Below are 14,656 nucleotides of genomic sequence, written 5' to 3' on the forward strand. Positions count from 1 at the left end.
ATCAGCCCAGAACTCAGTCGATCCCCGGAAGCCGTCAGCCAGCCCGACGAGCTCCATGCGGCCATCAGCACGGACCCCGATCATTACCAGCAAACAGAGTTTCTCCACCTCAAGGCGCACCTTGAGGTGGATGCCATCCACCCACAAATACAGGTAATCGGTGCTGGATAAGTCACGCTTGCCGAAGGCTTTGGCCTCGTCCTGCCGCTGCGCGGTCAGCCGAGTAATCTCGGTCGCCGAGAGCGCCGCGCCCGTGCCGAGGAAATGCTCCGGCGCCGGGCCGAAATCCCCGCTGGACAGCCCGTGCAGGCACAGCAGCGGCAACACCTCGGTCATCTGCGGCGACTTGCGCGCCCACGCCGGCAAAATCGGGGAGGAAAACCGGCACCGCTCACCGGTGTCAGCGTCGATGCGCTTGTCGTTGACCCGCGGGGCCTTGACCGGCACCGCCCCAGCGGCCGTCAACACGGTCCGCTCCTCGTGGTAGCCGTTGCGCACCACTAGGCGATGCCCATTCTCGTCAACCTGATCGGTGAACTGCGCGATATAGGCCGACTTCGGCCTCCAGCGCCGCCGCAAGCATTTGCCGGGCGCCATCGCGGACGACCTCATCGAGTAACGAGCGACCCGAACCGGTGTTGTCGTTGGACTCGTCGACGTCGTGAACTACCGTGAGCATGGGCGTACCTTCCCAACCAGCGCGCCAACGCCGGTCCTTGATCAGACAAACCGAATTCAGAGCACCCTCGGGAAGGCGGCGCCCCTTCAGGCTGCCTCACCGAGGCTCATGTCGGGTAGGACCGCCGCATTGCTGCGGCGGTCCCCCCTCAGAACCGTACGTGCCAGTCGTCCCGGCATACGGCTCAAGCAAGCCCCGAGGACGTTGCGGGAACTGCGTAATTCGTTGGGCTCCCGCGCAACTTAGCCCGAAGGCTGCGATGGCAGGAGGCGTGTACCAGGTGGGTCTCGTCCAACCGGGCCAGCCGCCCGTGGTGGGTGAGATGCTCGGCGGCGATGGCTCGCTTGACAACTCCTAACCACCACCGTTCCCATTCGGAGGGCGACTGCGGGGGTTGATCGACGGTCAACAAATGATCGCCACACAGCGGGCACCGTCCGTCCTGCTTGGCGAGCAGGCGCAGGTTGTAGCTGTCCAGCGCGGGTTTGACCTTGCGCCGTCGTTCGGCCCAGTAGCTGGCCAATTCCGGGGCGTCGGGAGACGCCCGGCCCGCGACTAGCGTGTGTCGGACGATGTGAGTCCAGGAGAATTTGACCAGACACGCGATGTTTTCACGGCGGTCATCCAACGGCCGTTCGGGATCGCCGAACACCCACTGATCGTTCCTGAACTTGTTGAACCGACCCCAGTGGCGGCGTGCGATCCACTTTTTCGGCTTCTTCGGATGCGGTCGGCGCGCCCGCCCGGAGGTGAGCCGCCACATATAGTGGTCCAGCGAGCTGAAAACCTTGCTGGACACCGCACCTCGATAGTAGGCGGACCATCCCCGGATAATCGGGTTCATCCGGGCGATCACCGCCCTGGCGTTGGAGCCGCGCAGCCTGCGCATCTCCTCGGCCAACCGTTTGCGGATACGCTCGATCGCCTCCGGGCTCGGCTTGATCAACAACTTGCCCGGCCGTCTACCGTGGCGGTAGCAGCGGATGTTGAATCCGAGGAAGCTGAATCCCTCTTCGAGGTGGACGATGCGCGTCTTATCCTCGTTGAAGACCAGACCCCTCGGAGCCAGCCACCGGGCAAGCTGCGCCTTGACGTGTTCGGCCTGCTCACGTGAATGGCAGCAGGCGACCATATCGTCGGCATATCTCACCAGAACCGGGTTGCCCGCTATCGCCGCGCCGGCGTAAACACCGGTCGAACTGCGGTAACGAACTCCCGCGGCCTCCTCCAGGCCATGCAGTGCCACGTTCATCAGCAACGGGCTGATCACCCCGCCCTGCGGAGAACCCTCCTCGGTCGGCGCGAACCCGCCGTTCTCGATCACCCCGGCTTTCAGCCACTTTCGGATCATTTCCTTGGCCGGGAACGACCCCAGCTTGTCGAGTAGCCGAGGATGGTCGATTCTGTCGAACGCGGCCGACAAATCGGCGTCCAGAATCCATGCCCGTTGGGCTCGTGGCCCTTTGAGCGTGAGGAAAAGGGACTGGATCGCATCGGCACAGCTACGGCCCGGGCGAAACCCGTAGGAACGGGCCTCGAACCGAGCCTCCCACTCGGGCTCCAGCGCGTTGCGTACCCGCGCCTGATGACAGCGGTCCATCACCACGGGGATACCGAGCGGACGCTGATTTCCGTTGGCCTTCGGAATATACACACGCCGAACCGGCAAGGGCTCCCACGACGACCGCGAATCATGCACTCGCACCGCAATATTCGCTCTCGCCTCGGGCGACAGGGCAACCTCCCCATCGATCCCGGCCGTTCGACGCCCAGCATTGCGCTGAGTCACCTGTCGCACACTGACCAACGTGTTCGACCAGGAACCCAGCATCAGTTTCTGCAGCGACCGGACCGAGGCCCAGTCCTGCTCCCGCGTCGCCTTGAAGATCCTGCGCCGCAACCTCGCTACGTTTTCCTCATGGACACGCCAATCCACGACGGTCCAATCGAAAACGCCCTCCGGTCCGTTCACCTCTACGGTGTCCAACTTGCCCTTCCGGTTCGCAAGGCCCTCGGTCTCGGTATTTCAAAGGCTCACCTGCCCACGTCAGCGCCCTTTCGAGCCCAGCCACCACGCTGGTATCCGACCGGTTCCCCATGATCGCCGCCCAGGAGGAGCGGCGGCACCACGACCACAGGTCCCGCTGCCTTTCGGCCATCGGCATTCGCTTCTTGAGCATCCTGTTCCCGCCGAGGGATTCCGCCCCTCTCACGATCGGCCTACCGGCCCGAAGGCCGGACCCGACGGGGTTTCCACGTTCCGCGCATACGAGATACGGCCGGGGAGGGCGCCCTCTATACCCCGAGACCAGCGGTGTTCGCACGACCGGCCTGTGGCCTCCGGTCGCCGCTTGCCGCCACTGCCAGCGGCCGGGTCCTATCACCCGGGTTCTCAACCCGTCTTCCCGGGCTTCAAATAACGAGGCGTCATCAAGGGTTCATTCGCATTCGCCCGTCCGGCCTTCCCTCGCCCGGTCGTTCCCCCAGACGGAACGGGGGCCCTTGGGCTTCTTCCCTGAGCTTCGCACGCCCACGGGCAGGACCCGTCGACGCACGTCAGGGCGGGGATCGGTCACGAACACCAACCGAGAACTACGCGACCGGCATCGCCGACCTCCACTCCACGAGCTCACTCACATGCGCGACATCGCGTCGCACCCACAGACCTCCGATCTTGTTAACAGTCAAGCGGCGGCTCGTGTGGGGTGCGTCGGGGGTGGTCGGTATGCCTTGATTGGGTCGTAGGTTTGGCTGGTTTGCAGGCAGTGGTAGAGCTGGCCGAGCATGCGGTTGTAGAGGTGGCGCAGGGCTGCGGGGTGGCGGTCGCCGTGGTCGCGGCGTGTCAGGTAGTGAGCGCGGGTGGGTCCTTCGCAGCCGGCCGCGATGAACGCCCAGACGAATCCGACGGCGGCAAGTCGGTTGTTCTTCACGTGCCGGTGAGTGATGCGGATGCTGCGCCCAGAGGCTTTGGTGACGGGCGCCGACCCGGCGAACGCCTTCAATGCTCGGGCGTCGGCGAATCGTGTTCGGTCGTCGCCGATTTCGGCGAGCAGGCGGGCACCGGTAAGGTCGCCGACCCCCACAAATGAGGTGATGATCCTGTGGTCGGCGTGCTGGGCAAAGGTGGCGGCGGTGGCCTCGCCCAGCCGGTCGACGTTGGCGCACTCAGCGTCGAGGGTGGCCAGCAATGCGACTGCTTGGATACCGAAGGCGTCTTCGACCGGGGCGGGGTGTCGCAGCTGCGGCAGCCGCAGCTGCTGGTGGATTGTCGCCGCGAGCGTGGTCAGGCCGCGTTGGCGTCCGGCGCGGCGCAGGGCGGCGGTGATCTGCGGCTTTGACAGCCGCGCCGCCTTGGCCGGGGTGGCAGCGATGGCGAGCACCGCACGAGCTTCGGGTGCGGTGATTCCGCCGGGACGGTCGGCGAAGGCGTGCAGGAAACCCGGGAAATATTCCCGCAGCAGCGACCGCAGTTCGTTGCCGGCCCGGTTACGCCGCCAGGTGGCGTCCTGGTGGGCACGGGCCAGCACGGTGATCGATTGCGCCAGTTCGGTGTCGGCGGGTAACCGACGATGCTGGTCGATGTCGGTACGCAGGATGTTGGCCAGCGTGACCGCATCGCCGTGGTCAGACTTCTTGCCCGACATCGACGTCCGTTCCCGATAGCGGGCCACCGACATCGGGTTGATCGGGTAGATCGGTCGACCGCTGGCCCGCAACACGGCGACCAGCAACCCGCGCGGGGTCTCGATCGCGACCGGGATCGGATCCTCAGGGTCGTCGTCGGCATCGGCCAGCATGGCGGTCAGTTCGGCGAATCCGGCGACCGACTCGGGGATGCGCCGTCTGGCGACCAGCCGACCGTCGGCATCCACCAGCGCGACGTCATGATGATCCTGGGCCCAGTCGATCCCACACGTGACCATGGACAAATTTACCTCCTTGGTTGTCGAAATGTGTTGGGTGCGTGACCCTTTGTGAGAACGCGCGGCGCCCTAATAGCAAGGCTCTGATGGCCTGACCTCCGATTGAGCCGTTCGCGACCCCAGCAACCCGCACGACCCCCAGTCTTTGTCAGAGCTCAACGGCTCCCCGTCGATGAGGTGTCGATCGTGCAGGCGGGCTCGAACCACGTTCCCCACCCCAACCCCTTCCGAGGAGCAGCCGGTCACGACACGCCGACCTCGCCGTTCTCCCGGCAGGTCTAGCCGACCCCGGTATCGGTCAGGCGTTCCGTCGACACTCGCTGGCCGACCGCTCACTCGGAAGGTCGCAGAGCAGCCGGCGTTCCCGCCTGTGGAAGGGGGTCTAGCCCCGAGTTCTGATCAGGAATCGTCCAGTGCCCTACAAAGCTATTAGGTTCCTGATCATTGCTCCACCGCAGCGCCGTCGGGCGGGTATCACGCTGTCTGGCCAGGCGGTCAAATTCGAGGACCAGGTCCTCGCCGGTGATGCCGCGCGCCACCCGACCGTCGACGCATTTGCGGGTGTGTTCGTCGATGATCGAGACGATCTTTGATCTGGCGGCGGTCAGTGGTGCCATCGAAATGGAAGTCAACAGCCACACCCGCTTCAGGCGCATCTGCGTACCCCGGGCATGGCGCTTTCTGCGCCCGCGTCTCCCCAAGCGAGCGAGCGGGACATTTGACTTGTAGCACCACGTCTACACCCGATACTATCGGTATCCGAAACTGGATGTTCGAGGAAGGGCAGCCTGTCATGGTCGACGGAGACATAGGACAAGGGGCAGTGACCACTGCAAGTGCGGCAAGTGTGGGGTCTCGGTATCCGAGAACCCGGCGGATACGTTTCCCCTTTGGCGAGGGCAGCAAGTATTTCTTCGATGACGACATCATCTTCAGCCACCTGTGGGCGAACTTGTCGGGGTCGTTCCCGCCGGGGGAGGAGTTGTTCATTCGGTCGGTGCGCCGGTTTGCCGATGAGATCGCCGATCCTGGGTTGAAGAAGCGGGTGGCCGGGTTTATCGGTCAGGAATCGGTGCATGGCCAGCAGCATCGGGCGCTCAATGACAAGCTCGTTGACATGGGGTATCCGATTGGGTGGTGGGATTCCGAAAAGTTTGTTGATTGGGTGAAACGCATCGAGGAGGTGCTGCCGGCCCGGATTCCGCTGGCGGTGACAGCAGCCGCAGAACACTTCACCGCGATACTTGCTGAGCGGCTGCTCGGCGATGAGGACTTCCGGGCGATCCCGGGTGATGCGGAGGTGTGGAATCTCCTGAAGTGGCATGCGCTGGAGGAACTTGAGCACAAGTCGGTTGCCTTTGACGTATTCCGCTCGGTGGGGGGTACCGAGCGGGTGCGTCGACGTGTGATGGCGGTAATGATCCCCCTTCTGCTCCTCCTCATGAGTGGCACGCTGGCGTATTCGGTGGCGCGGGATCCCGAAGCGTGCCGTCAGCCAGTGCGACTGGTGCGTGAGACCTATCGGGTCTACCGCGGTCCGATATTTCGGGGTTTGATCCCAGAGCTCAGGCAATACTTGCGACCGGGATTTCATCCCGACGACATCGACACCAACGCGTTGCTCGAGCAATGGCAGGAGGAACTCTTCGGCACCAAGGGGGCCCTGGTCGGCTACCTGAAGTGACCGAATTTCACCGAGACCGTCGCCAAGAAGGGAGCAAGCAGTTTTATGTCCGAATCCTTTGACGTTGTGATTGTGGGTGCGGGTATTTCCGGTATCAGCGCTGCCTGGCATCTGCAGGAGCGCTGTCCCAACAAGAGTTATGTAGTTCTAGAGCGCAGAGCTGATCTGGGTGGTACATGGGACCTGTTCAAGTATCCGGGCATCCGATCGGACTCCGACATGTGCACCTTCGGGTTCCGTTTCAAGCCGTGGCACTCGCCGCGCTTTACCGTTGATGGCGCCACGATCAAGGATTATCTCTGGGAAGCTGCCGCCGAGAGCGGCATCGACAACCACATCCGGTTTGGTAGCCAGGTATTGTCTGCGGACTGGTCGGACGCCGACAGGCGCTGGACGATCAAGGTGGCTGGGGACCGCCAAAAGACGACCGAGATCACGGCCGCGTTCCTGTTTGCGTGCAGCGGCTACTACGACTACGACCAGGGGTATCGTCCAGAATTCCGGGGCGAGAAGGATTTCGAAGGAATTATTGTTCACCCGCAGAACTGGCCCGAAGACCTCGATTATGCGGGTAAGAACGTCATCGTCATCGGCAGCGGTGCTACCGCAGTGACCCTTATTCCGTCCCTCGTGGATTCAGGCGCTGGCCAGGTAACGATGCTGCAGCGTTCACCGACTTACATCGGATCGCTGCCAAACATCGACCCCATTGCCGTGCAGCTCATCAAGTGGTTACCGACAAGGAGCGCGGACTTCGTCAACCGCTGGAAGAACATCCTGTTAGCTGTGGCGCAGTACAGACTGGCGCGTCGCTTTCCCCGTTCCATGCGAAAAGCGCTGATCGCTTGGGCTAAGCACCAGCTGCCCGCAGGCTATGACGTGGATAAGCATTTCGGGCCGAAGTACAACCCGTGGGATGAACGGATATGCCTGGCCCCTAACGGCGACCTTTTTAAGGCCATTCGGGACGGCAAGGCCGATGTAGTCACCGATACTATCGACCACATCACCAGGACCGGGATCAAGCTTTCCTCGGGTCAGGAGTTGACGGCCGACATCATTGTCGCCGCGACCGGTTTGAACATGCGGCTGTTCGGCGGCGCCAAGATTACCCGTAACGGCCAGGTCGTCGACGTCGCGAAGTCGATGACCTATAAGGCCATGATGCTATCCGACGTCCCGAGCATGGCGTTCACTATCGGTTACATCAACGCGTCCTGGACACTGAAAGCAGACCTGGTGTCTGAATACGTCTGTCGCTTACTCAACTACATGGATGCGCACGGCTACGACACCGTCGTAGCTCCCCACCCTGGCGAGGATGTCGAGGAACTGCCGTTCACGGATTTTGCGCCCGGCTACTTCCAACGCGCGATGGATCAACTCCCTAAGTCTGGATCCCGCGGTCCATGGAAAGCAAAGCAGAATTACCTCTTCGATGTCCGTCAAATACGCCGCGGCAAGATCGATGACGGTCTGCGCTTCACGACCAAAGCATCCCGGCCGGCAACTCTGCCGGCCTCGACATCACACCAAAGCACTTCCGAAATGGCTTCTGGCTCAAACCGAGGAAACGGTGAGCACCGCACAAATCCGCTCATCGCCGGATAATCCAACGGGGACTGTCTCGGTGAGTCCGGAGACTTTCTGATGTGAGAGCTCAGCTGGCGGCTGCTCTCTCGCGTTGAGCGTAATAGGCGGCCTCGAGTTCGGCTGGCGGAACATCGCCGCAGTATTCATACAGGCGGCGGTGGTTGAACCAGTCGATCCGCCGTGCGGTGGCCAGCTCGTTCGACCACCACGCCTCCACCTGAGGGGCTGTTGGCGCAGATGACCAAGGCGGTGCTCCAACGCGCTTTGGATGTCGAGATCGCTGATCACCTGGGCTATGAGTACGGCGATCCGGCTGGTTATGGCTCGGGCAACTCCCGCAACGGGCGCGGCCGCAAAACCGTGCTCACCACGGCCGGAGCGGTCGACCCGACTTTATCAAACTAGCTTCTCGGGCGCGCTTCGCTCTCACCGTGGTGATCGAAAATTCCGCGAGCCAGTTGCGGTTCCGAACGGGGCCTGCGCTGGGTTCAGCGTCCAGGCGGCCGACGGTTCATGCTGGAAGGTGTTTCGGTTGACCCCGGTTGCACTATGTTGCCTGTGAGCCCGCAAATTAGCCTGAGGGTGGAGAGCCCCCCATCCACGGGGACCGTGGAATGTTGCCGTCGAGCACGAGTGTCAGAATTCTGTTTCATCCCGCTCTCCTGTCAACGGCGACACGGGGTCAGTTTTCAGACGACGCCGACATCTCCCCGGAACACGCCCCTTTGTCAATCCTGTTGGGAGGCGGTGAGTTCGATGGATGTGGTGCACCCGCGGTGCGCGGGAATCGATTGCTCGAAGAAAGACGCGAAGGTCTGTGTGCGGATTCAGGGCCATGGACGCAGAGGAGCGTCGTCGACAGTGACGACATGGGGTGCCATGACATCACAGATCCTGGCGTTGCGTGAGCATCTTATCGCGCAGAAGGTCACGTGTGTGGTGATCGAGTCCACCAGCGACTACTGGAAACCGTTCTACTACCTGCTCGACGATGAGCTGAACATGATGCTGATCAATGCGTCGCGGGTGCGCAATGTGCCCGGCCGCAAGACCGATGTGTCTGATGCTGCGTGGCTGGCCGATCTCGGGGCTCACGGGCTGGTGACGGCGTCGTTGGTGCCGCCGCCGCCGATTCGTGTCGGCGGCAAGTGAATACTGACCAGTGCTTGCCGACTCCTGATCAGTTTTCGATTGCCGTTGACAATTCGCGCGCTGCGGGATCTGACCCACGCACGCACGCACATCACCCGGGAATGCTCGCGCGAGGTAATGCGGTTGGAGAAGCTGCTCGAAGACGCCGGGATCAAACTCACCTCGGTGGCCACCGACATCACCGGAGTGTCCGGACGAGCGATGCTCGAGGCGCTGATCGCCGGCCAGAACGATCCAGCCATGATTGCCGATCTGGCCAAGCGGACGCTGCGCCGCAAGATCCCGGCGTTGACCGAGGCGTTGATCGGCCGGTTCAGTGAGCATCACGCGTTTATGTCCCGGTTGTTCCTTGACCGCATCGATGCTCACACCGCCGATATCGGTCGCCTCGATGAGCGCATCGAGGAAGCGATGGCGCCCTTTCGCCTCACCCGGGAACTGCTGATGAGCATTCCGGGATTCTCCGGCAAGACTGCCGAGGTGTGAATCGCCCTGGAAATCCCGGAGGCTCCTGACCTTGGAAACGAGGATGCAGGTATGCCGAAGGAACAGTCGTCTGGGAAGCCCACGGCGCGTCGTTACAGCCCGGAGGAGAAGGCCGCTGCAGTGCGGATGGTGCGGGCACTGCGTGCCGAGTTGGGCACCGAGCAGGGAACGGTGTCACGGGTAGCCCGCCAGCTCGGCTACGGGGTCGAGTCGGTGCGCTCCTGGGTGCGTCAGGCCGATATCGACGACGGGTATGCACCTGGGGTGTCCACTGCGGAGTCACAGCGGGTCAAAGAGCTCGAGCAAGAGATACGAGAACTGAAGCGGGCCAACGAGATTCTGAAACGAGCGGCCAGTTTCTTCGGCGCGGAGCTCGACCGCCAACACAAGAAGTAGTCGACTTCATCGACACCCACCGTGGGGAATTCGGGGTCGAGCCCATCTGCACCGTCCTGCGCACCGCAGGGGTGTCGGTGGCCCCGAGTACTTACTACGACACCAAGGCACGGCCGCTGTCGGCACGGGCCCGTCGAGACGCCGAGCTGGCGCCCGCCCTGGTGGCGCTGTGGGACAACTACCGGGTCTACGGCGCCCGCAAGCTGTGGAAAGCCGCCCGCCGTGCCGGCCACGACGTCGGGCGAGACCAGGTCGCCCGACTGATGCGCGCAGCCGGCATCCAAGGAGCGCGGCGCGGCAAACGGGTCCGCACCACCAAACCCGACCTGACAGCGCCTCGCCACCCCGATCTGGTCAAGCGGAAGTTCACGGCGACTACGCCGAACCAACTGTGGGTCACGGATCTAACATTCGTGCCGACCTGGGCTGGGGTGGCGTATGTGTGCTTCATCGTCGATGCCTACTCCCGGATGATCGTGGGCTGGCGGGTGGCCTCCCACATGCGCACAACCATGGTGCTCGACGCGATCGAGATGGCCCGCTGGTCACGTGGAAACACATTGCCGGGCTTGACATGTCACTCCGATGCCGGGTCCCAGTTCACTTCCATCCGCTACGGTGAACGTCTCGCCGAGGTCGGTGCGGTGCCCTCGATCGGCACCATCGGGGACAGCTACGACAACGCTCTGGCCGAGACCGTCAACGGTTACTACAAGGCCGAGCTGATCTACGGGCCGGCTCACACCGGGCCCTGGAAGACCGTCGAGGACGTCGAGCTGGCGACCCTGGCCTGGGTGTACTGGCACAACACCAGCCGCCTACACAGCTACCTCGCCGACGTTCCTCCGACCGAGTTCGAAGCCACCTTCTACGATGCACAACGGACCGACCAACCCCTGATCGGAATCCAATAACCCGAGCCTCCGACAGAACCAGGGCGATTCATCACGCAGCTCCGGCGGATACCTCCTCAATGAACCACCTGACATGACTCCAACCTTCCCAAGAAGTGGAGTCTCCGGACATGCCGGGGCGATTCAGTGTGGAGCTCTTAAAGGCCATGGCCTGCATTCCAGACGGTCGCGACGAACGCTATAGTTATTGGCCATGAGATTAGATTCGATTCGCCGTTCGGGCGTTGTAGTGCTTGTCTTGGCCACGGCCTCGGTAGCAATGGTCGTGGAGGCGCTGGGGTGGCGCCGTTACCTTGTGCTGGGCACGGCCACACTAGCACTTGTCGTCAAGGCGGCGGGAGGGCGGCGTCGCCTCGGCGTCCGGCGCAGTCTGGGAAGAAAAGGCAAACGAACGGTCGCGTCCTAAAGCCGGTGTAAATGGGCCGGGCATAGGTTCTGCTTCGAGACCTACCAAGTCATCGAAGAAAGGACCTATGCCCGTGCCTGCACGAGTATCGCCGACTGATCGTGTTCGCGCCAAGATCGACGAGCTGTTCGCATCCGATCGTGAGCTGCCCGAGATTCTGGAGGAGGTGGCCCGGCTCGGCGCACAGTTGCTGATGCAGGCCGCGCTGGAGGCCGAGGTGACCGAGTTCCTCGGCCGTGACCGCTACCAACGCGCCGCGGCCGCGCCGGATGCGCAGCCCCGGGGCGCGCAATGGTTATCGGCCAGCGACGGTCAAGACCACCGTCGGCCCAGTCACCCTGGAGCGGCCCAAGCTGCGCGGCACGACCGCCGCGTTCGTCTCACGCCTGTTCGGCAAGCACGTCACCAAAACCAATGCGCTGGAATCGCTGGTGATCGCCTCGTTCGTGCGCGGACTGTCGGTGCGTGATGTCGAGGCCACCCTTGCCGATGCGCTCGGTGATCAGGCCGCGATCTCGAAATCGACTGTCTCGCAGGTATGCCAAGCGATAAAAACCGAGTACAACACCTGGGCGCGGCGCCCCTGGGCGATGTCGTGCTCGATTAGCTGTTCCTGGATGCCTCCTTCTTCCGGATGCATCCCGGCTCGCCGGCCGAGCCGATCCTGGCCGCGTGGGGCGTCACCACCGCCGGCAAGCCCGTCTTTGTTGGCCTGGCCCCCGGCGTGGTGGAGTCGACCGAGGCCTGGGCCGATTTCCTGACCGATCTCACCGACCGTGGGCTAGCGTGCCCGCTGCTGGTCATCTCCGACGGTGCCCGCGGCCTGATCGCCGCGATCGAGCAGGTCTTCCCGACCGCGCTGCGGCAACGCTGCCTGATCCAGCGGTTACGCAACGTGCTGGCCAAGATCCCGGCCGGGATGCAGGCCGAGATCCGCGACGGCTACTGGGCCTGCTTCGACACTGAGGACCTCAAAACCGAGCCCGGTCCGCGGCTGGTCGAACTGGTCGACGCCCGGCTGACCGCGTTCGCTACCCGCTACACGACCACCTACCCGGCAGCGATGAAGATCATGCTGACCGAGCGCGAGGGCCTGACCGCCTATCTGCGGTTCCCGCCCGAACATCATCACCGCATCCGCCACTCGAACTTCATCGAACGCACCTTCGGAGAAACCCGCCGCCGCGCAAAGGTTATCGGCCGCTTCCCTGGCGAGACCAGTTGTAACAGCATCGCCTGGGCCGTGCTCGACCGCGCATCCCGCGGCTGGCGCGGACTCACCATGACCCCCGCCGGGCTGCGCCAGCTCCAAGACCTGCGCCGCAGCCTGCTGCAACCACCCCGGCAACTGTGGCCCCAGCACACCCCGGACTTCGCTAGCAGCACCACCGAAACCGTCAGCGCCACCGCGTAGCATCACTCACCGAAGCCAGAACCTCCGCAGGCCGATTTACACCGGATTCCGGACGCCACCCAAACGAACTAGTGCCCTGAGTCATTAATTTTGGTGCAGTAGTTGCCGACGATGCTGATCAAGATTTGGTCGACGGTCTTGGTCCAGACGTATGGGGGCCCTCGTTCCGGGTTTCGACTACTGCGGTGATCGCCGCCCACTGCGAGGGGTACTGCGGATGCACCTCAGCGACCATGCGCACTGCACGCTCACGAAGCTCGTCGGGATACTTGCTCGGGCGTGCCATAACTCGAATCCTCCCAAGATCGGGAGTCTCCGGAAACGCCGGGACGGCTCAGTGTGTGGGAGCTGTTCAGCAGGTGCGTAGACATTGCCGACGCAGTGCTCGTTCAGTGTGTCGGATACCTGAACCAAGCAACGGCTCGATAGCGCGCTGGAGGACTTTGCCCGCGAGCCCACCGGGGAACTTGTAGTCGGCAGTTATGTCAACGCGGGTCACTGCTGATCCCATCGGCGTCGTGGCAACGGCTGCCAAGGCAACTATGCCGTTGTTGGTCACCAAGGCCTCTGTGATGCGCCGGCACGGCTCCCACTCGGTGATGCGACTCGTTCCGGTCATCGCGATTGGGCCGATCTTGCCGGTTCCTCGAAATTCGGCGCCGACCCCGTCTGATAGTTCGCCGATTGGCGTAATGGTGCGCAACCCAAAGACCCACTCCGGCATCCGGCGGTAGTCGACAGCGTAGTCGAAAACCGCCTCAGCCGGCAATTCTAGAGTGCCAGACGCGAACACCATCGTCATGCGCCACCAGCCCAGGCCAAAGACTCCGCCGTGGCATCGCCTACAGAATGATCCCTGCAGTCAGTGCGCATGGGTTGATGGTGGCATCACCGTCACAACCCGTCAATAGAATTGGATTTCGAATCTCCCTCGTGGTGGGTCGGCCGGCCGCTACGATGAATCGCGTTCATGATGGTGAAGACGGATCGTCACGCGCGGCGCGACGTTCAGGCGCTTCCAGGCGGGCACCGAGAGGCTCAACGCGTGAGGAGTTGCCTGACGCACCGTTGGCTTGTGCAGTAGCTTTAGCTTTTAGATTAGAATTTCGGGGTGTCGATGAACCTGGGTGCCGTGGGGCGGCTGCTACCGGAGTTGACCGGAGATGCCCGAGCCGATCGTTGGCGCGAGCATCGAGCTGCTGTGCGGGCGGAGCTGATAGAAGCGACGCTTCGCGCGATCGACGAGTATGGGCCTGACCTGTCCATCGACGATGTCGTAAAGACCGCGGGGATCCCCAGGCCCAAGCTGTATCGATTCTTCGCGGATAAGGACGCCTTATTCGCCGCGGTCGGCCAGCGGGTGCAGGAGATGATCATCGAGCAAGTCGTGCCGCAGTTTGATGCCGCCACCACGGCGCTGGAGCTGGTCAGCTCCGCGGTGGCCGCTTACGTCGGGCTCGTGGATAAGCGGCCTAATCTTTTTCGTTTCCTGGTGAATTCCCACTTCAGGGACGGGCGTTCGCCCGCGGATTTGATCGAGGGCGGCAGGCCGCTCTCGGACGCCACGGTGGATGTTTGGTCAGCCGCTATCGAGGCGCGTGGTGGCGAGGGCGCCAACTTTGAATATGTTGTGGATGCTGCTCTGGGAGCGGTGGGACTTGGTGTGCTGCGCTGGCTGAATTCCCCGACCGTCAGCAAGGATGCCCTTGTCGAAGAGTTGACCGCTTTTTTGTGGGGCGCCTTTTCGGCAATTGCGGAAGTGCGTGGGGTGCACCTCACTCCTGACACGAAGCTAGAGTCATCGGCCGAGGCAAATTAAGCGGTCGCTTTCCCAGTTCGGGCGGCTGGCGGCGCCGACATGCTGAACCTGCCCTGAACCGTAGAGGCATACACTACGAGGAGTGGATGTGCCGGAGACACGGATCGGGAGTGGAGATATCGTCAAGACCTGTGGATCGGTGAGTTTCAGGCGACCTGCGATCCGACGGTTTGAGGCTCAGCTGCCGACG

General features: G+C 63.0%; 8 protein-coding genes, 4 pseudogenes and 1 other annotated feature. Of the genes and pseudogenes, 7 read left to right on the top strand and 5 right to left on the bottom strand.

The features are described from left to right. From AWC08_RS27240 to AWC08_RS39750, 4 genes and pseudogenes are all read right to left on the bottom strand, one after another. Window positions 1-679: pseudogene (locus AWC08_RS27240) on the bottom strand (transposase); the annotation flags it as partial. 184 nt (window positions 680-863) lie between these two features. Then, window positions 864-2,651 (bottom strand): group II intron reverse transcriptase/maturase, encoded by a 1,788-nt coding sequence (gene ltrA, locus AWC08_RS27245; protein WP_046186391.1) that lies wholly within the window; start codon window positions 2,649-2,651, stop codon window positions 864-866. A gap of 712 nt (window positions 2,652-3,363) precedes the next feature. After that, the gene (locus AWC08_RS27250) at window positions 3,364-4,602 is read right to left on the bottom strand and encodes an IS110 family RNA-guided transposase (protein ID WP_007172236.1); all 1,239 of its coding nucleotides are present in this window, start codon (window positions 4,600-4,602) and stop codon (window positions 3,364-3,366) included. A 332-nt stretch (window positions 4,603-4,934) separates the two neighbouring features. Next, complete coding sequence (locus tag AWC08_RS39750) at window positions 4,935-5,258, bottom strand: hypothetical protein (protein ID WP_007172237.1); 324 nt, start codon at window positions 5,256-5,258, stop codon at window positions 4,935-4,937. Between the two features lie 137 nt (window positions 5,259-5,395). On the opposite strand from AWC08_RS39750, the gene AWC08_RS27260 reads away from it, so the two are divergent. From AWC08_RS27260 to AWC08_RS39755, 6 genes and pseudogenes are all read left to right on the top strand, one after another. After that, window positions 5,396-6,286, top strand: a complete 891-nt coding sequence (locus tag AWC08_RS27260; RefSeq protein ID WP_172975555.1) for a metal-dependent hydrolase — start codon at window positions 5,396-5,398, stop codon at window positions 6,284-6,286. A 45-nt stretch (window positions 6,287-6,331) separates the two neighbouring features. Continuing rightward, window positions 6,332-7,897, top strand: a complete 1,566-nt coding sequence (locus tag AWC08_RS27265) for a flavin-containing monooxygenase (protein WP_007172240.1) — start codon at window positions 6,332-6,334, stop codon at window positions 7,895-7,897. A gap of 162 nt (window positions 7,898-8,059) precedes the next feature. After that, window positions 8,060-8,266 (top strand): annotated as a pseudogene (locus tag AWC08_RS27270) (transposase); the annotation flags it as partial. Window positions 8,267-8,635: 369 nt separating this feature from the next. Beyond that, a pseudogene (locus AWC08_RS27275) lies at window positions 8,636-9,514 on the top strand (IS110 family transposase); the annotation flags it as partial. Window positions 9,515-9,568: 54 nt separating this feature from the next. Next, window positions 9,569-10,827, top strand: a protein-coding gene (locus AWC08_RS27280) for an IS3 family transposase (RefSeq protein ID WP_087588774.1) whose coding sequence is annotated in 2 segments (ribosomal slippage) — window positions 9,569-9,872 and window positions 9,872-10,827 — 1,260 coding nt in all. Because the reading frame shifts where the segments join, the coding sequence is not laid out codon by codon here. Continuing rightward, window positions 9,868-9,999, top strand: a sequence feature (AL1L pseudoknot). (Overlaps the previous gene by 132 nt.) A 479-nt stretch (window positions 10,828-11,306) precedes the next feature. Continuing rightward, window positions 11,307-12,647 (top strand): annotated as a pseudogene (locus tag AWC08_RS39755) (IS256 family transposase). Between the two features lie 352 nt (window positions 12,648-12,999). On the opposite strand, the gene AWC08_RS27295 reads toward AWC08_RS39755, so the two are convergent. Further along, the gene (locus tag AWC08_RS27295) at window positions 13,000-13,449 is read right to left on the bottom strand and encodes an SRPBCC family protein (RefSeq protein WP_007172254.1); all 450 of its coding nucleotides are present in this window, start codon (window positions 13,447-13,449) and stop codon (window positions 13,000-13,002) included. A gap of 315 nt (window positions 13,450-13,764) precedes the next feature. Here AWC08_RS27295 and AWC08_RS27300 point away from each other — a divergent pair, with 315 nt between their 5' ends. After that, on the top strand, window positions 13,765-14,466 hold the full coding sequence (locus tag AWC08_RS27300; RefSeq protein ID WP_033721584.1) for a TetR/AcrR family transcriptional regulator: 702 nt from the start codon (window positions 13,765-13,767) through the stop codon (window positions 14,464-14,466). Window positions 14,467-14,656 lie beyond the last annotated feature (190 nt).

The sequence above is a fragment of the Mycobacterium gordonae genome (assembly GCF_002101675.1).
Lineage (GTDB): Bacteria > Actinomycetota > Actinomycetes > Mycobacteriales > Mycobacteriaceae > Mycobacterium > Mycobacterium gordonae.

Bases quoted from the DNA above. Each gene is read 5' to 3' on its own strand.
- AWC08_RS27260 (WP_172975555.1), top strand. From the start codon at position 5,396: ATGGTCGACGGAGACATAGGACAAGGGGCAGTGACCACTGCAAGTGCG.
- AWC08_RS27265 (WP_007172240.1), top strand. From the start codon at position 6,332: ATGTCCGAATCCTTTGACGTTGTGATTGTGGGTGCGGGTATTTCCGGT.
- AWC08_RS27295 (WP_007172254.1), bottom strand. From the start codon at position 13,449: ATGACGATGGTGTTCGCGTCTGGCACTCTAGAATTGCCGGCTGAGGCG.
- AWC08_RS39750 (WP_007172237.1), bottom strand. From the start codon at position 5,258: ATGCGCCTGAAGCGGGTGTGGCTGTTGACTTCCATTTCGATGGCACCA.
- AWC08_RS27300 (WP_033721584.1), top strand. From the start codon at position 13,765: ATGAACCTGGGTGCCGTGGGGCGGCTGCTACCGGAGTTGACCGGAGAT.
- AWC08_RS27250 (WP_007172236.1), bottom strand. From the start codon at position 4,602: ATGGTCACGTGTGGGATCGACTGGGCCCAGGATCATCATGACGTCGCG.